General features: G+C 69.6%; 21 protein-coding genes, 1 tRNA gene and 2 pseudogenes. 17 read left to right on the top strand and 7 right to left on the bottom strand.

The features are described from left to right. Window positions 1-27 precede the first annotated feature (27 nt). A complete protein-coding gene (locus KHU32_RS18920; protein ID WP_213671729.1) occupies window positions 28-750 on the bottom strand; it encodes a dienelactone hydrolase family protein in 723 nt (240 codons plus the stop codon). 209 nt (window positions 751-959) lie between these two features. Here KHU32_RS18920 and KHU32_RS18915 point away from each other — a divergent pair, with 209 nt between their 5' ends. Then, a complete protein-coding gene (locus KHU32_RS18915) occupies window positions 960-1,457 on the top strand; it encodes a flavin reductase (protein WP_213671728.1) in 498 nt (165 codons plus the stop codon). A 114-nt stretch (window positions 1,458-1,571) separates the two neighbouring features. Beyond that, on the top strand, window positions 1,572-2,120 hold the full coding sequence (locus tag KHU32_RS18910; RefSeq protein WP_213671727.1) for a carboxymuconolactone decarboxylase family protein: 549 nt from the start codon (window positions 1,572-1,574) through the stop codon (window positions 2,118-2,120). A gap of 9 nt (window positions 2,121-2,129) precedes the next feature. Here KHU32_RS18910 and KHU32_RS18905 read toward each other — a convergent pair whose 3' ends face one another. Then, window positions 2,130-2,666, bottom strand: coding sequence for a hypothetical protein (locus tag KHU32_RS18905; RefSeq protein ID WP_213671726.1), 537 nt, complete (start codon window positions 2,664-2,666; stop codon window positions 2,130-2,132). Window positions 2,667-2,783: 117 nt separating this feature from the next. On the opposite strand from KHU32_RS18905, the gene KHU32_RS18900 reads away from it, so the two are divergent. Genes KHU32_RS18900 through KHU32_RS18890 form a run of 3 tightly spaced genes read left to right on the top strand, consistent with a single transcriptional unit; the run spans window position 2,784 to window position 6,160 of the window. Beyond that, window positions 2,784-3,890, top strand: a complete 1,107-nt coding sequence (locus tag KHU32_RS18900) for an ATP phosphoribosyltransferase regulatory subunit (protein WP_249681398.1) — start codon at window positions 2,784-2,786, stop codon at window positions 3,888-3,890. Further along, window positions 3,890-5,179 (top strand): adenylosuccinate synthase, encoded by a 1,290-nt coding sequence (locus KHU32_RS18895; protein WP_213671724.1) that lies wholly within the window; start codon window positions 3,890-3,892, stop codon window positions 5,177-5,179. The genes KHU32_RS18900 and KHU32_RS18895 overlap by 1 nt, the downstream gene beginning before the upstream one ends. A gap of 30 nt (window positions 5,180-5,209) precedes the next feature. Next, complete coding sequence (locus tag KHU32_RS18890; protein WP_213671723.1) at window positions 5,210-6,160, top strand: tripartite tricarboxylate transporter substrate binding protein; 951 nt, start codon at window positions 5,210-5,212, stop codon at window positions 6,158-6,160. A 1-nt stretch (window position 6,161) separates the two neighbouring features. On the opposite strand, the gene KHU32_RS18885 is transcribed toward KHU32_RS18890, so the two are convergent. Both KHU32_RS18885 and KHU32_RS18880 read right to left on the bottom strand, forming a co-directional pair. After that, the gene (locus KHU32_RS18885) at window positions 6,162-6,656 is read right to left on the bottom strand and encodes a VOC family protein (RefSeq protein ID WP_213671722.1); all 495 of its coding nucleotides are present in this window, start codon (window positions 6,654-6,656) and stop codon (window positions 6,162-6,164) included. A 59-nt stretch (window positions 6,657-6,715) separates the two neighbouring features. After that, window positions 6,716-7,591, bottom strand: a complete 876-nt coding sequence (locus KHU32_RS18880; protein ID WP_213671721.1) for a DMT family transporter — start codon at window positions 7,589-7,591, stop codon at window positions 6,716-6,718. A 74-nt stretch (window positions 7,592-7,665) separates the two neighbouring features. Between KHU32_RS18880 and KHU32_RS18875 the strand changes: the two genes are divergently transcribed. The 11 genes and pseudogenes from KHU32_RS18875 (at window position 7,666) to KHU32_RS18825 (ending at window position 23,307) form a co-directional block, all read left to right on the top strand. Then, window positions 7,666-8,385 carry a M48 family metallopeptidase gene (locus KHU32_RS18875; protein ID WP_213671720.1) on the top strand — a complete coding sequence of 240 codons (720 nt, stop codon included), beginning with the start codon at window positions 7,666-7,668 and terminating at the stop codon, window positions 8,383-8,385. Window positions 8,386-8,532: 147 nt separating this feature from the next. Continuing rightward, window positions 8,533-11,622: a formate dehydrogenase-N subunit alpha gene (gene fdnG, locus KHU32_RS18870; RefSeq protein WP_213671719.1), complete on the top strand. Its 3,090-nt coding sequence runs from the start codon at window positions 8,533-8,535 to the stop codon at window positions 11,620-11,622. Window positions 11,623-11,630: 8 nt separating this feature from the next. After that, window positions 11,631-12,617, top strand: coding sequence for a formate dehydrogenase subunit beta (gene fdxH / locus KHU32_RS18865; protein ID WP_213671718.1), 987 nt, complete (start codon window positions 11,631-11,633; stop codon window positions 12,615-12,617). After that, window positions 12,614-13,327 carry a formate dehydrogenase subunit gamma gene (locus KHU32_RS18860; RefSeq protein WP_249681397.1) on the top strand — a complete coding sequence of 238 codons (714 nt, stop codon included), beginning with the start codon at window positions 12,614-12,616 and terminating at the stop codon, window positions 13,325-13,327. The genes fdxH and KHU32_RS18860 overlap by 4 nt, the downstream gene beginning before the upstream one ends. Before the next feature lie 40 nt (window positions 13,328-13,367). Beyond that, the gene (gene fdhE / locus KHU32_RS18855) at window positions 13,368-14,288 is read left to right on the top strand and encodes a formate dehydrogenase accessory protein FdhE (protein ID WP_213671717.1); all 921 of its coding nucleotides are present in this window, start codon (window positions 13,368-13,370) and stop codon (window positions 14,286-14,288) included. A 2-nt stretch (window positions 14,289-14,290) separates the two neighbouring features. After that, on the top strand, window positions 14,291-15,661 hold the full coding sequence (gene selA, locus KHU32_RS18850) for an L-seryl-tRNA(Sec) selenium transferase (RefSeq protein ID WP_213671716.1): 1,371 nt from the start codon (window positions 14,291-14,293) through the stop codon (window positions 15,659-15,661). Further along, a complete protein-coding gene (locus tag KHU32_RS18845; RefSeq protein ID WP_213671715.1) occupies window positions 15,648-16,415 on the top strand; it encodes a tetratricopeptide repeat protein in 768 nt (255 codons plus the stop codon). Before selA ends, KHU32_RS18845 begins: the two co-directional genes overlap by 14 nt. Continuing rightward, window positions 16,412-18,235 (top strand): annotated as a pseudogene (gene selB, locus KHU32_RS18840) (selenocysteine-specific translation elongation factor); the annotation flags it as partial. The gene KHU32_RS18845 and the pseudogene selB, both read left to right, overlap by 4 nt. Before the next feature lie 87 nt (window positions 18,236-18,322). After that, window positions 18,323-18,418, top strand: a tRNA-Sec gene (locus KHU32_RS18835). An 11-nt stretch (window positions 18,419-18,429) separates the two neighbouring features. Beyond that, entirely contained in the window at window positions 18,430-18,810 is a 381-nt protein-coding gene (locus KHU32_RS18830) for a hypothetical protein (protein WP_213671714.1), read from the top strand. A 399-nt stretch (window positions 18,811-19,209) separates the two neighbouring features. After that, a complete protein-coding gene (locus KHU32_RS18825) occupies window positions 19,210-23,307 on the top strand; it encodes an autotransporter outer membrane beta-barrel domain-containing protein (protein WP_213671713.1) in 4,098 nt (1,365 codons plus the stop codon). Window positions 23,308-23,366: 59 nt separating this feature from the next. On the opposite strand, the gene KHU32_RS18820 is transcribed toward KHU32_RS18825, so the two are convergent. The 3 genes from KHU32_RS18820 to KHU32_RS18810 all read right to left on the bottom strand — a co-directional run bounded on the left by KHU32_RS18820 (window position 23,367) and on the right by KHU32_RS18810 (window position 25,327). Further along, window positions 23,367-23,702, bottom strand: coding sequence for a hypothetical protein (locus tag KHU32_RS18820; protein ID WP_213671712.1), 336 nt, complete (start codon window positions 23,700-23,702; stop codon window positions 23,367-23,369). Between the two features lie 54 nt (window positions 23,703-23,756). Beyond that, the gene (gene selD / locus KHU32_RS18815) at window positions 23,757-24,803 is read right to left on the bottom strand and encodes a selenide, water dikinase SelD (RefSeq protein ID WP_213671711.1); all 1,047 of its coding nucleotides are present in this window, start codon (window positions 24,801-24,803) and stop codon (window positions 23,757-23,759) included. A gap of 137 nt (window positions 24,804-24,940) precedes the next feature. Continuing rightward, a complete protein-coding gene (locus tag KHU32_RS18810; RefSeq protein ID WP_213671710.1) occupies window positions 24,941-25,327 on the bottom strand; it encodes a hypothetical protein in 387 nt (128 codons plus the stop codon). 12 nt (window positions 25,328-25,339) lie between these two features. On the opposite strand from KHU32_RS18810, the pseudogene KHU32_RS23565 reads away from it, so the two are divergent. Beyond that, window positions 25,340-25,648: pseudogene (locus KHU32_RS23565) on the top strand (CHASE3 domain-containing protein); the annotation flags it as partial. Window positions 25,649-25,672 lie beyond the last annotated feature (24 nt).

Genomic DNA, 25,672 nt, shown 5'->3' with positions numbered 1-25,672 from the left:
CGCCGCCCGCTGCGACGAAGTGTGACCTTAGCCGACGTATTTCACGAGGAATTCCGCCGTGCGGCCATTGGCGATGGTCGCCGCGCGGCCGTCCCAGGAATGGCCGCCCATGCGCGCGAAGGCGTGGTCGACGCCGGGATAGACATGCGCTCTGACCTTGGGATTGGCCTTCACGCCTTCGAGGATCTTGGCCTGCGCCTCGGCGGGGACGAACTTGTCCTTCTCGGCGATGTGCATGAGCAGCGGGCCGCGGAAGGCCGGCTTCTCCGCCACCAGCCCGTCGAGGCCCACGCCGTAGTAGCTGACGTTGCAGTCCGCATCGGTGCCGGTCGCGGCCTTGAAGGCGAGGCGGCCGCCCAGGCAGAAGCCCATGGTGCCCACTTTGCCGTTCGCGCCGGCGATCGCGCGGCCATGGGCGATGGTGGCGGCGATGTCGGCCACGGCCTTCTCCTGGTCCATGCCGTTCATGAACTTGAAGGCCTGCTCCCACTGGTCCTGGCCCTGGTCGGGCTCCAGCACCACGTTGCGCTGCTGCCGCCAGAAGAGGTCGGGCGTGAGGGCGATGAAGCCCATATCGGCCACCCATTCGGACAGGGCGTGCATGGCGCTGTTCACGCCGAAGATCTCCTGCAGGAGCACGACCACGCCGCGCGCGGCCGGCGCCGCGCCGTCCTGCGGGGCCTTCGGCTCGACGACGAGGCAGTCGAAGCTGCCGGAGCCGTCGGCGGCGGGGATCTGAATCTGGGCCATGATCTTGAACTCCCTTGGCATTGTTGCCGATGAAAGCCATCTAACGGAGGATGCGCCGACGCACCATGCTCGCTGCATCCGCCCTGTGGAACCACCACATCCCGATCCGAAGAAGGGCCGCGGCCTGCGGGCGGCGGTGAGGATACACAGGCGCGATTTTCGGCCATGGTGTCGTGGATCAGATTGAGCAGATGCAGTGAGGATCGGTAATGCCCGTCGAGCGTAAGGAATTCCGGGATGCCATGGCGAGGCTGTGCGCCGCGGTGAACATCATCACGACCGACGGCCCTGCCGGGCGGGCCGGCTTCACGGCCAGCGCGATGTGTAGCGTGACCGACAGCCCGCCGACCCTGCTGGTCTGCATGAACAAGGGCGTCTCCTCGGCCGAGGTCTTCCGGCGGAACGGCGTGCTCTGCGTGAACACGCTCTCGGCCGAGCAGCAGGAGCTTTCGGGCATCTTCGCGGGCTTCACGGGCGTGGAAGGCGAGGCCCGCTTCGGCAGCGGCGGCTGGAGCACGCTGGCCACCGGGGCACCGGCGCTCGAGGGCGCGATGGTCGCCTTCGACGGCCGCATCACCGACATGGTGGAGAAGGGCACGCACCTCGTCGTCTTCGCCGAGATCGAGGCCATCCGGCTGGGCGAGGGCGTGGACGCGGCGCTGCTCTACTTTGCGCGCGACTACCGGCGCGTGGGCGTCGCCGCCTAGCGCCATTGGCGATTCCGCGGCCGCGCGGCATCCTCGCGGCAATCCGGCGACGGTCGTCCGAGGTGGGAGCACCGAAGGGCGGATCGTCGCCGCAACAAGCCGCAGGAAACGTCCATGACCCGCTTCACTACGCTCACCCCCGAGACCATGGACCCGCGCCAGCGCGAGGTCGCGGAAAGCATCGCCTCCGGGGCGCGCTCGGGCGTGCGCGGGCCTTTCCCGGCCTGGCTGCACAGCCCCGACATGGCCGAGCGGTTGCAGAATGTCGGCCGCTTCATGCGCTGGGACAGCAGCTTCCCCGCTCGCCTCTCCGAGCTCGCGATCATCATCACGGCCAAGGCCTATGAGGCGCGGTACGAATGGTTCGCGCATCTGCCGCTGGCGCTCGCGGGCGGGCTGAAGCCCGCGATCGCCGAGGCCGTGCGCCTCGGCCGCCCGCCTGAGGGAATGGCCGAGGACGAGGCCACCGTCTATCGCTTCTGCAGCGAGCTCCATCGCGACAAGGATGTGAGCGACGCGGCCTTCGAGGCGGCGAAGGCGCGATTCGGCGAGAAGGGCGTGGCCGAGCTGCTGGGCATCTGCGGCTATTACGTCGCCGTGGGCCTTACCCTGAACGTGGCCCGCGTGCCGCTGCCCGAAGGCACGCCCGACCCCTTCGGCTGAAGCCCGGCCTCAGCGGGGACGGCGGAAGGCGTCGTTCCCGGCCATGCCGGCGGCGGCGGAGACACGGTTGAGCCGCGGCAGGCTGCCCAGCCGCCGCAGCACTTCCTGCGGCGGGACGATGAAGTTGGGTCCCGAAAGCGCGGCCAGGGCGCGGGCCTGGCTGCCCGCCCGCAGCGCTTCCCCGGCCTGGCGCAGCAGCTGCTCGATGACGGCATTGGGGGCCGTCGGGCTGATTCCCAGCGCCTCGCGCATCTGCAGCACGGCCTGCTGGAGCTCCTGCACCGTGGCCGTGCTGGCCCGGACGGACCAGATCGGGTCCTCGCGGAAGCTGCGGGCCAGGAATTCGAGTTGCGCGGCGGCGATGGCTGCCCCCGCAGGATCGCCGTCCCAGCGCGAGGTGTCGCCCAGCATGCGGGTCGCGTTCAGCGCCGTTCCCCGTATCGGATCGCCGACGCCCCAGAGGTAGCTCTGCGAGGGATCCTCCGCGCAGCCGGCGCCCAGAAGGGCCGCAGGGAGGGAGAGGGCAAGGAGGGCGCGGCGCTTCATGACGTTATTCTGGCATACCGCATCTTGCCCGTCAGCCTTCTCGCTGCCACACACCCGTACGGGATGAATGACGCCGCCAACCCGCTTTCGCCGCCCGGCCTTCTACCGGCTGGGCTCATGGATCTGCTGCCGCCTGAGGCGGAGCAGGAGGCTGCGCTCGTCGAAGCGCTGATGGAGGGCTTCTGCCGCTACGGCTACGAGCGGGTGAAGCCCCCTCTCCTGGAATTCGAGGAGGGGCTGCTCGCCGGGTCCGGCGCCGCGGTCTCGGAGCAGACTTTCCGCCTCATGGACCCGGTCAGCCAGCGGATGATGGGCCTGCGCGCCGACACGACGCCGCAGGTGGCCCGCATCGCCGCGACGCGCCTCGGCCTCCAGGCACGTCCGCTCAGGCTCTGCTACTCCGGCCAGGTGCTGCGGGTCCGTGGGTCCGAGCTGGCGCCCGCCCGCCAGCTTCCCCAGGCCGGGATCGAGCTGATCGGCGGCGCCGCGCCCGAGGCCGATGCCGAGGTCGCGCTGGTCGCGGCCGAGGCGCTGGCGCGGGTCGGCGTCACCGGCATCACGCTGGACGTGACCCTGCCGCGCATGGCCCATGCCCTGCTGGCCGCCGCCGGAATCGGCGCCGCGCTGACCGATCGCCTGATCCACGCGCTGGACCGCAAGGATGCGGCCGCGGTGACGGCACTGGCGGAAGGCGCGGGGCCGATCGCGGCGCTGCTGCCCCGCCTGCTGGCCGCCGCCGGGCCGGCGGCCCAGGCGATCGAGGTGCTGCGCGCCGCCGACCTGCCCGAGGCCGCGCGCGCCATCGCCGAGAACGCCGCCAGCGTGATCGGTGCCATCGCCGCCCGCGCGCCGGACCTGCGCGTCACGCTGGATCCGGTGGAGTTCCGCGGCTTCCAGTATCATGTGGGCGTGGCCTTCACGATCTTCGGTCCGGGCCGCACGGGCGAGCTCGCGCGCGGGGGCCGCTACCTGTCGGTCAACGACGAGCCGGCCACGGGCATGACCCTCTACCCGGACGCCGTGCTTCGGGCGGCGCCTCCCGCGCCGTCCCGCCCGCGCTGCTTCCTGCCCCTCGGCACCACCGCCGCCGCTGGCGCGGCGTTGCGCGACGAGGGCTTCGCGACGGTGGCCGCCCTTTCGGCCGCCGATCAGGCCAGCGCCCTGCGCTGCACATATCTATGGGATGGCCATCGCGCCGTCCCGATTCAGAAAGGTACCGGCTGATGGCCAATGTCGCCGTGATCGGCGCCCAGTGGGGCGACGAGGGCAAGGGCAAGGTGGTGGACTGGCTTGCGAGCCGGGCCGACATCGTCGTGCGTTTCCAGGGCGGGCATAACGCCGGCCATACGCTGGTGGTCGGCGATACGACCTACAAGCTGAGCCTGCTTCCTTCGGGCGTGGTGCGCGGGAAGCTCGGCATCATCGGCAATGGCGTGGTGCTGGATCCCGACGCCCTGCTCGGCGAGATCGAGAAGGTGCGCGGCCAGGGGCTCGATGTCGGGCCGCACAATCTGCGCATCGCCGACAACGTGCCGCTGATCTTGCCGCTGCACCCGGCGCTGGACCGCGCGCGCGAGGCCGCGCGCGGCGAGGACAAGATCGGCACCACCGGCCGCGGCATCGGCCCGGCCTATGAGGACAAGGTGGGCCGCCGCGCCATCCGCCTCTGCGACCTGGCGGAGCCGGAGACGCTCTCGGCCAAGCTCGACGAGCTGCTGCTGCACCACAACTCGCTGCTGCGCGGCCTCGGCTCGCCGGAATTCGAGAAGCAGGCGCTGCTGGACGGGCTGCTGGCCCTGGCGCCCAAGCTGCTGCCCTTCGCCGAGCCCGTCTGGGAGCGGCTGGACGAGGCCCGGAAGGAGGGCAAGCGCGTGCTCTTCGAGGGCGCGCAGGCGGTCATGCTTGATGTCGACCACGGCACCTATCCCTATGTGACCAGCAGCAACACCGTCGCCGGCAATGCGGCGGCGGGCGCGGGCATCGGGCCGGACGCCATCGGCCTCGTGCTCGGCATCGCCAAGGCCTATGCGACGCGCGTGGGCTCGGGCCCCTTCCCGAGCGAGCTCTTCGACGAGACGGGCAAGCGGCTCGGCGAGCGCGGCCATGAGTTCGGCACGGTCACGGGCCGTCCGCGCCGCTGCGGCTGGTTCGACGCGGCGATGGTGCGCCAGGCGGTGAAGATCGGCGGCGTGAACGGCCTGGTGCTCACTAAGCTCGACGTGCTGGATGGCCTCGATGAGCTGAAGATCTGCGTGGGCTATCGCGTGGACGGCAAGGTGCTGAAGCACCTGCCGGCCGCGATGAAGGCGCAGGCCAAGGCCGAGCCGATCTTCGAGGTGATGGAAGGCTGGTCGGATTCGACCCGCGGCGCCCGCAGCTATGCCGAGCTGCCGGCCCAGGCCGTGAAGTACGTCCGCCGCATCGAGGAGCTGGTCGAGGCGCCGGTGATGATGCTGAGCACCTCGCCCGACCGCGACGACACCATCGCGCTGCGGGACCCCTTCGCGGGCTGACCGCCCGCGAAGCTGGCGGAGGAAGCCGGAATGTCGCTGTCACGCAGGGCCCTGTGGGCCCTGCCGGTGCTGGCTGCGCCGGCACTGGCTTCTTCCGCGCGGGCACAGTCCCGCGCCCTCCGGCTCGTCATTCCCTATCCGCCGGGCGGCAGCGCCGACCTGCTTGCCCGTGCCATCGCCGAGCAGATGACGGCCATGGGCCGGGCGGCGATCGTCGAGAACCGGGCCGGGGCCTCGGGCGCCGTGGGCTCCCTCGCCGTGGCGCGCGCCGCGCCGGACGGGACGACGCTGCTGCAGGCCGATGGCTCGCCCATGTCCATCCTGCTCGAGGCCGGCCGTACGACCTACAAGGCCGAGGACTTCGTGCCGGTGATGCGGATCGCGACCTCGCCCTTCGTGCTCGCGACGCGCCCCGACGGCCCGCTGCGCACGTTGCCGCAGGTCATCGCCGCGGCGCGCGAGGCGCCGGGCCGCCTGACCTATGCGACGCCGGGCCCGCTGAGCTTCGCGCATGTCGTGGCCGAGCGCTTCGCCGCGAGCGCGGGCATCGAGCTGCTGCACGTGCCCTTCCAGGGCACCGGCCCCGCGACCGCCGCCGTGCTGGCCGGGCAGGTGGACTTGATCCCCGTGCCGCCGGCCCAGGTTCTGAGCCAGGGCAGCGGGGCGATCTTCCGCCCCATCGCCATCACCACCGAGGCACGGCACCCCTCGCTGCCCGAGACGCCGACCTTCCGCGAGACGGGGACGGAGCTCGTCTTCCTGGGCTGGCGGGGGATCTTCCTGCCGGCGGGCGCCTCGGCCGAAACCGTCCAGGCGACCGAGCGCCTGCTGCGGGAGGCCGTCGCCGGCCCCGTCGTGCAGGCGGCGATGCAGCGCATGGGCGAGGGCGAGGCGCTGATGGGCCCGGCCGAGTTCGCGCGCTTCTGGGCCGAGGATCGCGCGGCCGTCCGCGCCATCCTGCCCCGGCTGCCGCGCGAGTAGCTCAGGCCTCGGCCAGCAGCGCGCTTACGTCCAGCCGCCGCGTGTACATGGTCATGCGGCCCTGATCGTCCTTCGGCCATTCCTCGCGCGGGCGGTCGCGGTAGAGCTCGACGCCGTTGCCGTCCGGGTCGCGGAGGTAGAGCGCCTCGCTCACGCCATGGTCCGAAGCGCCCTCCAGCTGGATGCCGGCTGCGAGGACGCGCTGCAGTACACCGGCCAGCGACGCCCGGTCCGGGTAGAGGATCGCCACATGGTACAGACCCGTATGGCCGGCCGGCGGCGGCGAGCCGCCCAGGCTTTCCCAGGTGTTGAGCGCGATGTGGTGGTGGTAGCCGCCCGCCGAGAGGAAGGCGACGCTCGGCCCCTGGATCATCACCTCCAGCCCCAGTACGCCGTGCCAGAAGGCCAGGGCGCGGGGGATGTCGGCCACCTTGAGGTGGACGTGGCCGATGCGCGTCTCGGTCGGGGCTGTGTAGGGGGTGGTGTTCGTGTCCATGGCCGGACCATGCCACCGCGCCGCCGGCCGAAGCCAATCACCGATGGGAATGACCGCGATCAGCGGCGGTTGGTCACCAGCCAGAGCCCGGAGAAGACCAGCGCCGCGGCGGGGAGGGTGAGGATGCCCATCCGCTCCTCGAAGAGAACCACGCCCCAGACGACGCCCATGATGGTGACGATGTAGCCCGACTGGCTCGTGGTCACGCTGCCGGCGGTCACCAGCAGCCGGAAGTAGAGAAGATAGGCCATCCCGGTCAGCATCATCTGCAGCGGGAGAAGGGCCTCGGTCCGGAGCGGAACCTCCCCGGGCACATGGAACTGGCCGGAGGCGAGGCTCATCACCCCGAGGAAGAGGGAGGCGGCGAAGAGCGCGCCCGCGGCGGCGCCCAGCGGCTGCGTCCCGCGCGGCGCCCATTGCACGCCGATCAGGTTGGAGGTGGCGTAGCAGACCGGGCAGAGGGCGGCGAAGAGCGCCCAGCCGATGAGCGACGGATCGGGCAGGGCGGCGCCGGGCGCCATGGCCAGCGCCACGCCCGCGAAGCCGAGCACCGTGCCGCCGACGCTGCGGAGGTTCAGCCGCTCCTGCCCCAGCAGCGAGGCGCCGGTGACGGTCAGCATGGGCACCAGCGGCATGAGCAGCGCGAAGAAGCCGGCCGGGATATGCGGCAGTGCCGTATAGGCGATGAGGTTGGCGAGGGCGAAGCCCATAAGGCCGGCGCCCGCATAGTAGCGCAGATGCGCGCGGTCCAGCCGGATGGGGATGCGGCGGATCAGGCAGACCGTGGCCAGCAGCAGGGCCGATCCCAGGGCCGCCCAGAAGCCGAAGCCGAGGCCAGGCATGCCCGCCGCGAGGGCCTTCTTCGCGATGGCTGGGCTGAGTCCCCAGATGCTGCCGAGGATGAGGAGACTCGGCAGGATCCGTGCGGCGCTCATCCTTTGCAGTGGGTGGGGGGCGCCCGTGCCTGTCAACCGTTGAACCCGGGCCGCAGCTCCCGACATTCTGCGGCATGCCGCTTCCCGAATCCGAGACGATCGAGCTCAGGCGCGATCCTCTTCTGCCACCCGAGCCCTGCCCGGTGGTGTGGCGGCGCTCGACCCGGGCCCGGCGGGTCTCGCTGCGCATCGATCCCGTGGAGGGCGCCGTGGTGATCACGCTTCCCCAGCGCGCGGCCCGCCGGCATGGGCTTGAGCTGCTGTCGGAGCATGCGGGCTGGATCATGCAACGGCTTGGCTCCCTGGCACCGGAGCGGCCTTTCGAGCCGGGCGCGGTTGTGCCCATCGGGGGCACTGATCACGTGATCCGGCACGACCCCTCGCGGCGCGGCGCGGCCTTCCTGGAGGATGGGGCGCTGGTGGTGACGGGCGACCAGGCCTTCGTCGCCCGGCGCGTGAAGGACTTCCTGCGCGCCGAGGCGCTGCGGCGGATCGGCATCGCCGCCCGGCCGCATGCCGAGGCCCTGGGCGTCGCGCCGCGCGCCATCCGCCTCAAGGACACCCGCACCCGCTGGGGCAGCTGCGCGCCCGACCGCACGCTGGCTTTCTCCTGGCGGCTCGTCCTCGCGCCGGAATGGGTGCTCGACTACGTGGTGGCGCATGAGGTCGCGCATCTGCGCGAGATGAATCATTCTGACCGCTTCTGGGCGCTGGTCGAAACGCTGACGTCGCATCGCCATGCCGCGACGGAATGGCTGCGACGGCATGGAGCTGCGTTGCAGCGGGTGGGATGATTCCCTATTGCGACGCATCACCGGAACGTTCCGGATTCGTGATTTTCTGCCGCGGGCAACGTGCCGGTCGATGGGGTGTTTCTCCTTGACTTGGATCGGCGCCGCGCAGTCTGCTCGTGGCCTAACTCCTTGGATGGGAGGGTCAGAATGAACGTCGAACTCTCGCGCCGCAGCCTCTTGAAGGTGGCGGGTGCGGGTGTCGCGGCCACCTCGGTGACGGCGATGGGCTTCGGGGAGGCGGAGGCCGCGGTCGCCGCCCATGTCCGGCCCTTCAAGTTGGTGAACACCACCGAGACGCGAAACACCTGCACCTACTGCTCGGTCGCCTGCGGCGTGATCCTGTATTCGCGCGGCGACGTCCGGAAGGGGGAGCATGCCGAGCTCCTGCACGTCGAAGGCGATGCGGACCACCCCACGAACCTCGGCACGCTCTGCCCCAAGGGCGCGGCGCTGAAGGACTTCGTGAAGTCGGAAACGCGCCTCCGCTATCCGATGCTCCGCCGCCCCGGCTCGGACCGCTTCGAGCGGATCAGCTGGGACCAGGCGCTGGATCGGATCGCGCGCCTGATGAAGGACGATCGCGACGCGAACTTCATCGCCCGCAACCAGGCCGGCGTCACCGTGAACCGCTGGACGACCACCGGCATGCTCGCGGCCTCGGCCACCACCAACGAGACGGCCTGGACGACCTTCAAGGTCGCCAAGACGCTCGGCATTGTAGGATTCGATAACCAGGCGCGCGTCTGACACGGCCCCACGGTGTCCAGTTTGGGCCCGACATTTGGCCGTGGAGCGATGACCAACTCCTGGACCGACATTCGCAACACCGATCTCGTTGTCGTCATGGGCGGCAATGCGGCGGAAGCGCATCCCTGCGGCTTCAAATGGGTCACGGAGGCGAAGGCCCACCGCGGCGCGAAGCTGATCGTCGTGGACCCGCGCTTCACGCGCACGGCCTCGGTCGCGGACTACTACGCGCCGATCCGCCAGGGCTCGGACATCGCCTTCCTGCTGGGGGTGATCAACTACTGCATCCAGAACGACCGCGTGCAGTGGGAGTACACCAAGGCCTTCACCAACGCCTCCTTCATCGTGAAGGAAGGCTTCTCCTACAGCGACGGCCTTTTCTCCGGCTATGACGAGGAGAAGCGCGACTACGACCGGACGAGCTGGGACTACGAGATGGGCGAGGACGGCTTCGCCCGCGTGGACGAGACGCTGCAGCACCCGCGCTGCGTCTGGAACCTGCTGAAGCAGCACGTCTCGGTCTTCACGCCCGAGATGGTGCAGCGCATCTGCGGCACGCCGCAGGACAAGTTCCTGCACGTCGCGCAGATGATCTCCGAATGCTCGACGCCGACGAAGACCATGACGTCGATGTACGCGCTCGGCTGGACGCAGCATTCGCACGGCTCGCAGAACATCCGCGCCATGGCGATGCTCCAGCTCATCCTGGGCAATATCGGCGTGCGCGGCGGCGGCATGAACGCGCTGCGCGGCCATTCGAACATCCAGGGCCTGACCGATATGGGCCTGATGTCGCACCTGCTCACCGGCTACCTGAACATGCCGACCGAGGCGGAGACCGACTACGCGACCTACATGAAGTCGCGGCAGTTCAAGCCGCTGCGGCCGGGCCAGACCAGCTACTGGCAGAACTATCCGAAGTTCATGGTGAGCTTCCAGAAGGCCATGTGGGGCGAAGCCGCCACGGCCGAGAACGACTGGTGCTACGACTACCTCTCGAAGCTCGACGTACCGTCCTACGACATCCTGCGGATGTTCGAGCTGATGAACCAGGGGCGGGTGAACGGCTATATCTGCCAGGGCTTCAACCCGCTGATGGCTTTCCCGGATCGCGGCAAGTCCACCTCGGCGCTGTCGAAGCTCAAATTCCTCGTCACCATGGACCCGCTGGAGACGGAGACGTCGCGCTTCTGGGAGAATCACGGCGAGTACAACGACGTGAACCCGGCGAGCATTCGCACCGAGGTGATCCAGCTGCCCACCAGCTGCTTCGCCGAGGATGAGGGCTCGCTGACCAATTCCGGCCGCTGGCTGCAGTGGTTCTGGCCGGCGGCGACGCCGCCCGGCGAGGCCCGCAACGACGTCTGGATCATGTCGCAGATCTTCCTGCGGATGAGGGAGCTCTACCGCAAGGAGGGCGGCGCCTTCCCGGATCCGATCTTCAACCTCTCCTGGCAATACGAGGATCCCAACCAGCCGACGCCGGAGGAGCTGGCGAAGGAGATCAACGGGCGCGCGCTCGTCGACCTCACCGATCCGGCCGATCCGTCGAAGGTGCTGGTCCAGGCCGGCAAGCAGGTGGTGAACTTCTCCCAGCTGCGGGACGACGGCTCCACCATGTCCGGCTGCTGGATCTATTCCGGCTGCTTCAACGAGGCGGGCAACAACATGGCACGCCGCGGAACCGAGGATCCGGACGGGGTGGGCGTCTATCCCAACTGGACCTTCGCCTGGCCGCTCAACCGGCGCACGCTCTACAACCGCGCCTCGGCCGACCTGCAGGGCAAGCCCTGGGATCCGTCCCGCAAGCTGCTCGAGTGGAACGGGACCCAATGGACCGGCTACGACGTGCCGGACATCGCACCGACGGCGCGACCCGACCAGGTCATGCCCTTCATCATGAACCAGGAGGGCAGCTCGCGCCTCTTCACGCGCGGCATGATGCGGGACGGGCCTTTCCCCGCGCATATGGAGCCCTTCGAGAGCCCGGTGCCGAACGTCCTGAACCCCAGGATGCGCGGCAACCCGGTGGCGCGCATCTTCGAGAGCGACGTGGCGCGCTTCGGCAATTCGGAGGAATTCCCCTTCGCGGCGACGAGCTACCGCCTCACGGAGCACTTCCACTACTGGACCAAGCACAACAGGGTGAATGCGGCCCTGCAGCCGGAGTTCTTCGTCGAGATCTCGCATGAGCTCGCGGCCATGCGGGGCATCACCGGGGGCGGCTGGGTGCGCGTCTGGTCCAAGCGCGGCTCGGTGAAGGCGAAGGCCGTGGTGACGCGGCGCATCCAGCCGCTGCATTGCGACGGCGGGCGCGTGGTCCATGTGGTCGGCATCCCGATCCACTGGGGCTTCACCGGCGCCGCGCGGAAGGGCTTCAACGCCAATACGCTGTCGCCCTTCGTGGGTGACGCGAATATCGAGACGCCAGGCTTCAAGGCGTTCCTCGTCAACATCGAACCCACAACGCCGCCGGGAGTCGTGTCATGAGTGGGACCATGGCCGAACAGCCACGGACGGCGGTGAGCAATCCGCCGGTCCGGGCGCTGGCCGCGAATTTCGGGCCGCAGGACCTGCTGCGCCGTTCCGCGACCTCGAGCCTGCCGGCGCCCCAGCGCCAGCTCACGGCCGTGGCGAAGCTGATCGACGTCTCGAAGTGCATCGGCTGCAAGGCGTGCCAGTCGGCCTGCGTCGAATGGAACGACACCAACCCGGCGATCGGCGTGAACACGGGCGTCTACGAGAACCCGCATGACCTCACCGAGGACATGTTCACCCTCATGCGGTTCTCGGAATGGGTGAACCCCGAGACGAACAATCTCGAATGGCTCATCCGCAAGGACGGCTGCATGCACTGCGCCGATCCGGGCTGCCTCAAGGCCTGCCCGGCGCCCGGTGCCATCGTTCAATACACCAACGGCATCGTGGACTTCATCCACGACAACTGCATCGGCTGCGGCTACTGCGTGAAGGGCTGTCCCTTCAACATCCCGCGCATCTCGCGGGCCGATCACCGCGCCTACAAGTGTACCCTCTGCTCGGACCGCGTGGCCGTCGGGCAGGGGCCGGCCTGCGCCAAGGCCTGCCCGACCCAGGCCATCGTCTTCGGCACCAAGGAGGACATGACGCGCCACGCGCAGGAGCGCATCACCGACCTCAAGTCGCGCGGCTTCGCCAATGCCGGCCTCTATGACCCGCCGGGCGTGGGTGGCACGCACGTGATGTACGTGCTGCACCATGCCGACCAGCCAGGCATCTATTCCGGCCTGCCGGAGAACCCGCGCATCTCGCCGCTGGTCGAGACCTGGAAGGGCATGACGAAGTATGTCGGCCTGGCCGTCATGGGCTTCGCGGCGGTCGGCAGCCTGATGCACGGCATCTTCGGCCGCGCCAACCGCGTCTCCCGCGAGGATGAGGAGAATGCGGAGAAGCTGGTCGAGGGTCGGCCTGTCCCGCCCCCCGATTCCGAGGAGCGGCCCGGATGAACCAGAACCGGATGAGCCAGAACACGATTCCCGACGGCAGCGCCCAGCCCAGCGATGCCGTCCATTCCGGTCCTCCCGTCACCGTGAACCGCTACGGGCCGCTGCAGCGGCTCAACCACTGGATCACGGCGACGAGCCTCATCCTGCTCGCGCTGTCGGGCCTCGCGCTCTTCACCCCGGCGCTGTTCTTCCTGACGGGGCTGTTCGGCGGCGGTCAGAACACGCGGCTGCTGCATCCCTGGATCGGGGTGGTGCTCTTCGTCAGCTTCTTCATCTTCTTCTTCCAGCTCTGGCGCGCGAACCTGCCCGAGCGCACCGACGTCGTCTGGGTGAAGCGCATCGGCGACGTCGTCGCCGGCCATGAGGAAAGGCTGCCCGAGCTCGGCAAGTACAATGCCGGTCAGAAGTTCATCTTCTGGGGAATGACGGGGCTGATCCTGGTGCTGATCGCCAGCGGCATCCTGATCTGGGACCAGTATTTCGGCGAGGCCACGCCCATCGATGTCCGCCGCGTCGCGGTGCTCGTCCACTCCATCGCGGCCGTGCTGATCATCTGCATCTTCATCCTGCACGTCTATGCGGCCTTCTGGACGCGAGGGACGCTCAGCGCGATGACGCGCGGCACGGTGACGGGCGGATGGGCCTGGCGGCACCACCGGAAATGGCTGCGCCAGCTGGTCGGACGGCGTAGGATCGACCCGGCCAAGTAGCTCGCTGTCACGTGGTGGCCGGTTCGGCCCATGAGGTTCCATGTCCGGTTTCTCAGGATTACAGCCCGATCCCTCCATGATCGGGCGCATCGTCAGGCCCCCCTTCGCCGTCCTGCCCGAGCCGGCGGGCCTGTTCTCCGGCCGTGCCGAGCGCTTCGCGGAGCTGGCGGAAAGCAGCCAGCTCGCGCCCTATCTGCGATTCCTTTCGGCGCTGTCGGCACTGCAGTCCCGGCTGGCCGCCGCCCTGCCGCCCGCCACGCCGATCCCGCCCGAGCAGGTGGAGCGCGCGCGGGCCGGAAAGATGCCGCCGCTCGACCGCAAGCTGCTGGAGAAATCGGCGGAGCTGCGGGAGGTCATCGCCCGCTTCCTCGATGAGGCCCCGACGCTCGACATGCCGGCGCAGGCCGCGGAGGGGCTGGAGGCGCTGCGCCGCGCACCCGCCGAGATCCTCGACGAGGTGATCGGCAATGTGCTTGCTGACTCCATTCCCTTCGAGGCGCTGTCGCCGCACCTCTTCCTCTCGGCCGCGATGCAGGTTCATGCCGCACGCCTGGCCTCCTCGCTGGATCCGGCGCTGCTGGTGCCCGTCGAGACCGGGCTCTGCCCCGTCTGCGGCGGGCCGCCGGTGGCCTCCATCGTCTCGGGGCGGCTGGGCACGGAGAATGTGCGCTATGTCGGCTGCGCCTTCTGCGGCACGCATTGGAACGAGGTCCGCATCAAGTGCCTGGCCTGCGGCTCGACCAAGGGCATCGGCTACAAATCGGCCGAGGGGGAGGAGGACGCCTCCATCAAGGCCGAGACCTGCGATGCCTGCCGCAGCTGGGTGAAGATCCTCTACCAGAACCGCAACCCCTCCCTGGAATGCGTGGCGGATGACGTCGCCAGCCTGGGCCTCGACCTGCTGATGCGGGAGACCGACTACCGCCGCGCCGGCTTCAGCCCCTTCCTGATCGGCTACTGACCATGGCCGACAAGCCCGACCTTCGCGGCCTGCCCTCGGTCGACCGGGTGCTGGGCCTGTGCGGGCCGGCCATCGAGCGGCATGGCCGGGCGGAGGCCACCGCCGCGATCCGCGCGACGCTGGCCGAGCTGCGTGCCGGCGCCTCGGCGCCGCTCCCCAACGCCGAGGCGGTGGCCGAGGCGGTGGGGCATCGCCTCGCGGAGCGCTATCGCCCCCGGCTGCGGCCGCTCTTCAACCTCACCGGCACGGTGCTGCACACCAATCTCGGCCGCGCGGTGCTGGCGGAGGCCGCCATCGAGGCCGTGACGGCGGCGATGCGCGAGGCCGTGGCCCTGGAATTCGAGCTCGACACCGGAAGGCGCGGCGAGCGCGACGATCACCTGCGCGAGCTCCTGCGCGAGCTGACCGGCGCCGAGGACGCGACGCTGGTGAACAACAACGCCGCGGCCGTGCTCATCGCGCTCAACTCCCTGGGCGCGGGGCGGGAGGCCATCGTCTCCCGCGGCGAGCTGATCGAGATCGGCGGCGCCTTCCGCATGCCGGACATCATGGCGCGCGCCGGCGTGAAGCTTGTGGAGGTGGGCACCACCAACCGCACCCACCCCAAGGATTATCGCGGCGCGCTGGGGCCGGAGACGGGCCTCGTGCTCAAGGTCCATACCTCGAACTACCGGATCGAGGGCTTCACGGCCGAGGTGGACGGCGCGGCGCTGGCCGCCATCGCGCATGAGGCCGGGGTACCGCTGCTGAACGACCTCGGCTCCGGCACGCTCGTCGACCTCTCGCGCTGGGGCCTCGCGAAGGAGCCGACGGTGCGCGAGGCGATCGCCGAGGGCGCGGACATCGTCACCTTCTCGGGCGACAAGCTGCTGGGCGGGCCGCAGGCGGGCTTCATCGTCGGCCGGCGCGACCTGATCGAGGCGATCAACCGCAATCCGATGAAGCGCGCGCTCCGCGTCGACAAGCTGCGCCTCGCCGCGCTGGAGGCGACGCTGAAGCTCTATCGCGATCCCGACCGGCTGGCGGAGCGGCTGCCCACCCTGCATTTCCTGGCGCGCGACGCGGCCGGGATCGGCGCGCAGGCGCAGCGGCTGGCGCCGGCGGTGGCCGCGCTGCTGCCCGCCGGCTTCGCGGTCGAGACCTGCGCCTGCCGTAGCCAGATCGGCTCCGGCGCCCTGCCGCTCGACACGCTGCCGAGCCATGGCCTGCGCCTCATCGCGCTTCGCGGCCGGGAGCTGGAAGGGCTGGCCGCCGCGCTGCGCCGCCTGGAGCGGCCGGTGATCGGCCGGATGCAGGACGGCGCGCTGGTGCTGGACCTGCGTTGCCTCACGGACGAGGCGGGTTTCCTGGAGACGCTTCGTGGCCTGGCTTGACCGGCTTCGCCGTGCGCCCACCGCAGATCCCATGGAGGAGGCCATGGCCGCCTTCCGCGCAGGGGACTACGCCACGGCCCTGGCGCTGTGGGAGCCGCTGGCCCGGGCGGGAAACGCCCGCGCGCAATCCAATATCGGCGGCTGCTTCGTGGAGGGGCTGGGCGTGCCGGTGGATGCGCTCCTGGCGCTGAAATGGCTCACCCTCTCGGCCGAGGCCGGCTACGCGCCGGGCCAGCGCAACCTCGCCACCCTCTACCTGCGTGGCGGCGAGGGGGTGGAGCCCGATCCCGCGCGGGCGGAAAAGCTCTACCGCGCCGCGGCTGAACAGGGCGATGCGCTGGCCCAGGACATGTTCAGCTGGATGCTGCTGGAGGGCGAGGTCATGCCCGCCGATCCGGAGGAGGCGCGGCGCTGGGCGCTGCTCGCCGCCGAGGCCGGCATCGCCTCCTCGATGACGCGGCTGGGCATGCTCTATCACCACGCGATGGGCGTGGAGCGTGACCCCACCAAGGCCGCCGCCTGGTGGCGCCGGGGCGCCGAGCTGGGCGATGCCGACGGCCAGGCCATGCTGGGCGCCGCGCTGCACATGGGAACGGGTGTCGAGCCCGATGCCGTCGAGGCGCTGGCCTGGCTCCTGCGCGCGCAGTCGGGCGGCAGCCGGCTGGCGCGCCCCTTCCTGGGGGCCGCGCGCGCCGCGCTGGACGATGCCGGCCTCGAGGAAGCCGAGCGCCGCGCCGGGATGCCGCTGCGATGATCGTCGGCACCGCGGGGCATATCGACCACGGCAAGACCTCGCTGGTGAAGGCGCTGACCGGCGTCGATACCGACCGCCTCAAGGAGGAGAAGGCGCGCGGCATCACCGTCGATCTCGGCTTCGCCTATATGCCGCAGGGCAATGGCGAGCGGGTGATCGGCTTCGTCGACGTGCCGGGGCATGAGCGCTTCGTGCACACCATGCTGGCCGGCGCCAGCGGCATCGACTTCGCGCTGCTGGTCGTCGCTGCCGATGACGGCGTGATGCCCCAGACGCGCGAGCATCTCGCCATCCTGGACCTGCTCGGCGTCGGCCGGGGGATGGTGGCGCTGAGCAAGGCGGACCTCGCCGATGTCGAGCGCATCGCCGAGGTCACGGCCGAGCTGCACGAGCTGCTGGCCGATACCGCGCTGGCGCAGGCGCCGGTCCTACCCGTCTCCGCGCAGACGGGGCAGGGGATGGAGGCGCTGAAGGCGGCGCTGGCCTATGCCGAGGCGGCGACGGCCGAGCCCAGCGGGCAGGGCGCCTTCCGCCTGGCCGTCGATCGCTGCTTCACCCTGGCCGGCGCCGGCACCGTCGTCACCGGCACGGTGCTGTCCGGCTCGGTCGCGGTGGGCGACCAGGTGGTGGTGAGCCCCTCCGGCATCGCGGCGCGGGTGCGCTCCCTCCATGCGCAGAACCGCCCGGCGGAGCGGGGCTTTTCCGGCCAGCGCTGCGCACTGAACATCGCCGGCCGCGACATCTCGAAGGAGGCGGTGGCGCGGGGCGACATGGTGCTCGCGCCCGCCCTGCACGCGCCGACCGACCGGATCGACGCCGCCTGTCGCGTCCTCGCGAGCGAGCCGAAGCCTCTCGGCGCCTGGTTCCCCGCGCGGCTTCATCATGCCAGCGCGGAGGTGGGCGTGCGCCTCGTGCCGCTGGGCGAGGCGGTCGCGCCCGGAGGGCGCGGACTGTTGCAGCTGGTGCTCGACCGGCCCATCGCCGCGGCGGCGGGCGACCGCTTCATCCTGCGCGACGTCTCGGCGCAGCGGACCATCGGCGGCGGGCGCTTTCTGGATCTCAGGCCGCCCGCGAGAAAGCGGCGCACGCCGGAGCGCCTCGCTCAGTTGGACGCCCTGCAGGAGCGTGAGCCGGCCCGCGCCTTCGCGCGCCTCCTCGCCATCCCGCCGCATCAGGTGGAGCTGAACGCCTTCGCGCGCGACCATGCGCTCGGTCCTGCGGAGGCCGAGGCGCTGGCCTCGGGCGCCGTGATCATCGAGGCGGAGGGGGCGCGCCTCACGCTCTCCGAGGAAGGCTGGGCGGCCTTCCGCGAAAACCTGCTCGCCGGGCTCGCGCGCTATCACGAGGAGAATGCGGACCAGCAGGGCCTCGGCCGCGAGCGGCTGCGCATGCTGGTCCAGCCGCGCCTTCCGGCCCCGGCCTTCCGGGCGGCGCTGGAGCGCCTGGCCCGTGCCGGCGAGATCGTGCTGGAGGGCGCCTTCCTGCGCCTGCCTGGCCACGAGGTCCGCCTCGATCCGGCCGACGAGGCGCTCTACGCCCGCATCGAGCCGCTGCTCGGCGGCGAGGCTCGGTTCCGCCCGCCGCGCGTGCGCGACCTCGCGGGCACGCTCGACGTGGCGGAGGCCGAGATCCGCCGCCTGCTGAAGGCCTGCGCGCGGCTCGGCCGGCTGGACCAGATCGCGCAGGACCATTTCTTTCTGCGCGCCACCACAGCCGAGATGGTGGGGTTCGCGATCGACATCGCCGCAACCAGTGAGGGCGGCGAGTTCACCGCGGCGCTCTTCCGCGACCGCATGGACAACGGCCGCAAGGTCGCGATCCAGATCCTGGATTTCCTCGACCGCCACGGCGTAACCTTGCGTCGCGGCGACCTGCGGCGGATCAATCCGCACCGCGTCGACCTGTTCGGAGGAGAGTCGTCCCCGGTGGGGCGTCCGGACTTCAAATCCGGGTGGGGCAGCGAGACTGTCCCGGGTGGGTTCGACTCCCATTCTCTTCCGCCAACCTCCCGCCCATGAGGCCCGACATCGACACCGATTTCGACGAATGGCTGACCGCGACCCATCGCGAGGCCGGGGATTTCACCGTGCTCTTCGTGCTGGTCGAGATCGGCGAGACGAGCGTGACGCCGCTGCGCGGAGCCTGGCTGCATGTGATGGGCGACGAGACGCGCTGGCCGGAGATGGCGCGGCTCTTCGCCGGGGCGGGGGTGAGCTGGTCGGGCGTGGTCTTCTGGCGGGCGGGGCGCGAGGGGCTGGTGCCCGATTCCGAGGCGCGGTCCCGCCTCGGTGCCCTTACGCGGAAGCTGCATGAGGATCGCAGGCTGATCCGTGACGGCGAGTTCTTCAATTCGAAGGGCCTGCGCCTCCTTCTGGAAGAAACGAAGCTCTCCTGAGGCCGCGGCTGAGCGGACATGCCCCGCATTTCCTGTCGAGAATGGCTGGCCGGCGTCGCTTCCGTACGGCAGGGGTGTGCCTTTGTCGGAAATTCAGATCTTCATTCTCCACAAAATTCGACTACCGGAATATTTGCTTTTAAAGAAAATTATATACTTGAATGTACCAGAATATGACCGGAACGGCGAATATTGTGGGAGAAAAGCGTGTCCCGAATTTCCTTTGATCTCGTGCCCGCTGCCCTTGCGACCCGTCATCCAGATGTCGAGCGGATCGATCATGATTCCGGCGCCTCTGGAATAAAATGGCTTCGAGGGGCGCTCTTATTGAGTACGGCATTGATTCTGCCGGAAATAGCCTACGGGCAATGCTCCCCTGCCGCGCCGGCTGCTATCGACATGTCTTCCGGCTCCTGCACGGACAATGGCGTGACGCGCCAGAACACCAGTGACGCGGCCATCCGTGTGACGGGCGGCGATTATACGGGCATCGGCGTCACGATCAGCACCACCGGCAACGTGAACGCGGTAGGGGCTGTCGCCGCCGGCCCGGGCACCATCGACCTGACGGGTGGCTCGGTGACGACGCAAGGGGCTGATGGCCTCCGTGCCGAGGCGGGCGGCCAGATCGTGGCACGCGGGCTGATGATCGATGCGCAGGCGGGAGAATCGAGCGGGGTGGTGTCCGACGGCGCCGGATCGCGCGTCACCATCACCGACGCGACCGTCGCTTCTGCCGGCAATATCGGTGGAGCCCTTCTGGCGTCGAGCGGGGGGCTGATCATTGGTGACGGGCTCACGCTCAGCTCCTCCGGCGTGGACGGCATGTCGCATACCGTTCTTGCCGTGGGGACTGGCTCCCGGATCGAGATCACCAACAGCGAGATCAACTCCCCCGCCCCTGAAATCGGGGGGCTCTATGCCAATGAGGGTAGCAAGATCGTGGCGTCCAATATGCGGATCCACATGACGGGCGAGGTGAGCGACGCCGTCGTCAGCGCCGGAGGTCCGGGTATCATCAGCATTTCCGACAGCTCTCTCCTGACGGAAGGCGATGTGGGCAACGGCGTTGCTGGCTGGACCGCCTCGCAGATCGAGGTCTCGAACGTCGTGATCGAGACGCGGGGCGCTGGATCGGACGGCATTTTCGCCAGCCAGGCGGGAACCCGCGTGACCGTCGCCGGTGGTTCTGTCCTTACCTTGGGCGTCGCTTCCCGCGGTCTCCGGGCCACAAACGAAGGTATCATCATCGCCCGGGACGTGCCGATCACGACCATGGGGGCGGGGGCGCACGGCGCCTATGCCATCGGCGCCGGCGCGTCGATCGACCTCACCAACGGTGCGATCAGGACTTACGGCGCCGGCGCCCAGGGCGCGCGCGCCGAGAATGGCGGCCTCCTCACGGCGACGGGGACGACCATCCTTACCTCGGGCGATAACGCCCTGGGCGCGGTGGCCTCGGCGGCCACGATCGTCCTGAACAGCGGCAGCGTGACCACATCCGGCCTGGGCGCCACGGGCGTTCGCGCCGAGGGTGGCGGCAATCTCACGGCGACGGGGACGACCATCCTTACCTCGGGCGACAACGCGCTGGGCGCGGTGGCCTCGGCGGCAACGGTCGCGCTGAACAACGGCAGCGTGACCACCTCCGGTCTGGGAGCCACGGGTGCACGTGCCGAGGGTGGCGGCAACCTCACGGCGACGGGAATGAACATCCGTACCTCGGGGGATAACGCGCTGGGCGCGGTGGCCTCGGCGGCCACGGTCGCGCTGAACAACGGCAGCGTGACCACCTCCGGCCTCGGTGCCACGGGTGTGCATGCTGAGACCGGCGGCAATCTCACAGCGGCGGGGACGACCATCGTCACTTCGGGCGCCAATGCGCTGGGCGCGGTGGCCTCGGCGGCCGCGGTCGTTCTGAACAGTGGTAGCGTGACCACCTCCGGTCTTGGCGCCACGGGCGTGCGCGCCGAGAGCAGCGGTAACCTCACAGCGACAGGGACGACCATTCGAACCTCCGGTGACGCGGCCTTCGGCGCGGTGGCGTCGGCGGCCACAGTCGCTCTGAGCAATGGCAGCGTGACCACCTCAGGCATCGGCGCCACGGGCGTGCGTGCCGAGGGTGGCGGCAATCTCACGGCGACGGGGACGACCATCCTCACCTCGGGCGCCAATGGGCTGGGCGCGGTGGCCTCGGGAGCGGCGGTCGCGCTGAGCAATGGCAGCGTGACCACCTCCGGGACGGGGGCAACGGGCGTGCTCGCCGAGGGCAGTGGCGACCTCACAGCGACGGGGACGAGCATCCGCACCTTGGGGGATAACGCGCTGGGCGCGGTGGCCTCGGCGGCGACGGTCGCGCTGAACAACGGCAGTGTGACCACCTCCGGCATCGGCGCGACGGGAGTGCGTGCCGAGGCTGGCGGCAATCTCGCGGCGACGGGGACGACCATCCTCACCTCGGGTGCCAATGCGCTGGGCGCGGTGGCCTCGGCGTCCGCGGTCGTTTTGAACAGCGGCAGCGTGACCACCTCCGGCGCTTCTGCGCATGGCCTCAGCGCCCAGGATGGGGCCTCGCTGACCGCGTCGAACGTGGCGACGCAGGTGTCGGGCAACGGGGCGGCCGCCGTTCACATCGCGGGGGGCACCTCGGCCGCGCCGAACCTGCTGACGGTCACCGGCGGGACGCTGGCTTCGAGCCAGGGCCCGGTCGTTCTCGCCGAAGGTGGGACGGGGAACATTTCGCTGAACGGCCCCATCGCCATCTCCTCGGGCCTCGTCGGCGGGCGCCTGGCCCTGGCCACGGTGACCAGCGGCGCCGCGCCCAGCAACCTGACCCTCAACCTGACGAACCTGGGCGGGGTGGCCGGCATCTTTTCGGTGACCGGCGCGAACAACGTCGTGAACGCGACCTTCAATGCCACCAACTGGACGGGCGACCTCGTCGCGGCTCCCGGCAATACCGCCCATATCAACCTGCTCGGCAGCGCCTGGACCGGCCAGGCCACGCATGCCGGCGATGTTCGTGTGGATGGCGCCAGCGCCTGGACCGTCACCGGCTCCTCCGACGCGACCGGCACGGTCACCAATGCGGGCCTGATCCAGTTCGCGCCCCTCGCCAGCGGCTTCTCGAGCCTGACGACCGGCAGCTATGTCGGGCAGGGCGGGCGCATGGCCTTCAACACGGTCCTCGGCAGCGACAATTCGCCGACCAACCTCCTGGTGGTGAAGGGCGGCACGGCGACGGGCACGACGACCCTTTCCGTCACGAATGCGGGCGGCGGCGGCGCGCTGACGCTGGCTGACGGCATCCGTCTGGTTCAGGCGACGAATGGCGCGACCACGCAGCCGGGGGCCTTCAACCTGGCTGGTCGCGTGACGGCGGGCGCCTATGAATACCGGCTGTTCCGCGGTGGAAGCAGCGGCGCGGAGGATTGGTTCCTGCGCTCCAACCTGGTCCAGGGGCCGCCGTCCCCGCCGATCGGGCCAACCGACCCTGCCCCCCCATCCCCCCCGGTCATTCCGCTCTACCGCCCCGAGGTCGGTCTCTACGCGCCCATTCCGGCCATGGCGCGCCACATGGGCCTCGCCACCCTCGGCACTCTGCATGAGCGGGTCGGGGAGGAGATGAACATCGTGCAGAATCCAGAATCCCGCCGCTACGCGAACGGCACCTGGATGCGCCTGATCGGCGAGCGCGGCAGCAGCCGCTGGTCGGGTACGGTCGACAGCCGGGTGAACGATGCCAACCTCGTCGGGATACAGGCGGGCTTCGACGCCTATCGGAGCCAGCATGACAACGGCCATCGCGATCATGTCGGCCTCTATGTCGCCTATACGGACTACCGCTCCTCCAATGTCAGCGGCTTCGCGCTCGGCCAGCAGAACCTTCGGCTTGGCCGCCTGACGCTGAACGGGCCGGCGGTGGGCGCCTACTGGACCCATTTTGGACCGTCGGGCTGGTACCTGGACGCGGTGGTCCAGGGGAACTGGTTCGATGCGAAGGCCACGTCGCTCTACGAGGCACGGATGAGCACCAGCGGCTCTGGCTTCGCCGCCTCGCTGGAGGGCGGCTATCCCTTCCGCCTCAGCCAGCGCTGGCAGCTCGAGCCGCAGGCGCAGATCATTTATCAGTCGGTCTCGGTCAATCGCAGCCGGGACGCCTATTCGACGATCGGCTGGAACGAGGACGACGCTGTCACCGGCCGGATCGGCGGGCGCCTGCAATACACCGCGCGCGATGCGAACACGCTCTGGCAGCCCTATGCCAAGGCCAATCTCTGGCACGGCTTCGGTGGCACCGATCGCGCGAGCTTCGGTGCGTCACCCGCGGTCGAGAACCGGTTCGGCAATACCTCGGTCGAGCTCGGCGTCGGCGTCACGGCCCGGATCACGCAAACGGCCAGCCTCTATGGTCATATCGATCACCGCTGGTCCGTGGACGGGCGGGAGCGCCGTTCGACGACGCAGGGCGTGGTGGCCGTGCGCTTCAACTGGTGATGCTGGGGGCGGGCGGTCACCGCCCGCCTGACTGGAACCGAGGGGCCGGCGCCCCTGCCTCAGCAGGCGGGCTCCGGTCGGGCCGGGGCGGCGAGGGGATCGAGACCTCGGGCGGTCGGCGCCTGCCAGGTCGGCGAATCCCGCGTCGCACCCTGGGTATTGGTGCCGATATGCGAGCCGCCGGTACCGCCCGTCCAACCGGTCGACCCCGCATTGCCGGGGGCGGTGCCGTCCCCGCTGCCGCGGGCGGGCGGCGTCGCGGCTTCGGCCCGGCCGGCCGGGTTGCAGCCCTGGACCGTGCTCTGGCCGGACGGTACCGCTGGCGTTGGCGGCGCCTGGGCGAAGGCTGGCCCGGCGAAGGCCAGCGCGACGGTCATAGGAAGGATGAAGCGCATCGGAGGTTCTCCTCGGCTGTCAGGGAGAATGCGCCGCCGCGCCCCGCGGTTGCCTCACTCCACCACGACGCGCGCCGGCCCTGCCTCGGCACGGCCGATCCGCCGGGCCAGCGGGTAGCCGCCGGCCTGGAGGCGCGCGACCATTCCCTCCGCCGCCTCGGGCGCGCAGGCGATGAGCAGGCCGCCGGAGGTCTGCGGATCGGCGAGCAGGAGGCGCTGCCAGTCGGGGCATCCCGCGGGCAGCTCGATGCTGGGGCCATAGCTGTCCCAGTTGCGATGCGAGGCACCGGTGATGAAGCCCTGCTGCGCGAGCGCCTCCGCGTGCTTCAGGAAGGGCACCGCGTCTTGCCGCAGGCGCAGGGTCAGGCCCGAGCCGCGCGCCATCTCCAGCCCATGGCCGAGGATGCCGAAGCCCGTGACGTCGGTCACGCCATGCACCGCGGGGTCGGCGGAGAGCTCCGCGCCCGCGCGGTTCAGCAGGGTCGTGGTGGCGATCATCTCGGCATAGGCGCCCTCGGGCAGCTGGCCCTTCTTGATGGCGGCCGAATAGATGCCGACGCCGATCCCCTTGGTCAGGATCAGCGCGTCCCCGGCCCGGGCACCGGTATTGCGCAGCACGCGGTCCGGCCGGCCGAGGCCGATCACGGCCAGGCCATAGACGGGTTCGGGACAGTCGATGGAATGCCCGCCGGCCACGGGGATGCCGGCCTCGGCGCAGATCGACGCGCCGCCGGCCAGGATGCGCCGGACCACGGAGGGGTCGAGCTTGCCGATGGGCATGCCGAGGATGGCCAGGGCCATGATCGGCTTGCCGCCCATGGCATAGATGTCGGAGATCGCATTGGTGGCGGCGATGCGGCCGAAATCCTCCGGATCGTCGACCATGGGCATGAAGAAGTCGGTCGTCGCCATGACGGCGAGGTTGTCATCCACCTTCCAGACCGCAGCGTCGTCGGCGGTCTCGGAGCCCACAAGCAACTGGGCGAAGGGGCCGGCCATCGGCTGGTCTGCCAGCAGGCTCTGGAGTACGGAGGGGGCGAGCTTGCAGCCGCAGCCGCCGCCATGGGCGAGCTCGGTGAGGCGGATCATCGGGACGTCCATGGCAGGTTCTCCATCTTGGAATGGTTATCTGGCGACTTTGCCATCCCGAATCGCCGAGCGAATTGTGCCGGCTGCCCCGAGCTGTTAGCTGCGCCTTATGCTTTGATCCGCCATTACTTTCCCATTTTGGGATGCTTTTAGAACAAGTGTCGAATAGCCAGGAAACGCGCGGGGTGGCCAACTTTGCCGGCGCGGGAATTTTTATCGCTGTTGGCCGCTGCCTCTGTACCCTTCTCGTAGCGATCGCCTGACAGCGATAAAAGTGGAATCTGATGGACGCCGCCTCTGTCGAGCCGGACCGTCAATGGGACGTGCCTTCCCGCCAGCCCGAAACCATCGATGATGGATTTGATATGAGCCGACAAATCCGAACCCCCGATACCTTCCGGCGAACCCTGGGACTGGATCCCATCGTCGCCTTTGCTCTCGCAGGCTCGGTCGTCTTCTTCCTGATCAGCGGCACGGTCGCTTATTTCAACCTGCAGGCTTTGCGGGAGGGCAATCAGAGGATCGTTCAGTCTCATGACGTCATTGTCGTGCTCGATGATTTGCTGTCGACCGTGCAGGACGCCGAAACGGGCCAGCGTGGATTTCTTCTGACGAATGACGAGGCGTATCTTCAGCCTTACAATGCCGCCGTCGGTTCGATCTCATCAAAGCTCGATACTGCCGCCCGGTTGACGCGGGACAGCCCAGCGCAGCAAGTCAGGGTCAATGCGCTTCGACAGCATGTTGACGCCAAACTCGCCGAACTTGTGGAGACAATCGATCTTCGCCGGACACGGACGCTTGAGGCCGCGCTGGCGGCGGTCATGACGGACCGGGGTAAGGCCGAAATGGACGCGATCCGCGCCCAGATCATGGCAATG

It is taken from the genome of Roseococcus pinisoli (assembly GCF_018413645.1).
GTDB classification, from domain to species: Bacteria; Pseudomonadota; Alphaproteobacteria; order Acetobacterales; family Acetobacteraceae; genus Roseococcus; species Roseococcus pinisoli.
The sequence above is the reverse complement of the archived record's forward strand: the minus strand, read 5'-3'. Positions and strand labels throughout refer to the sequence as shown.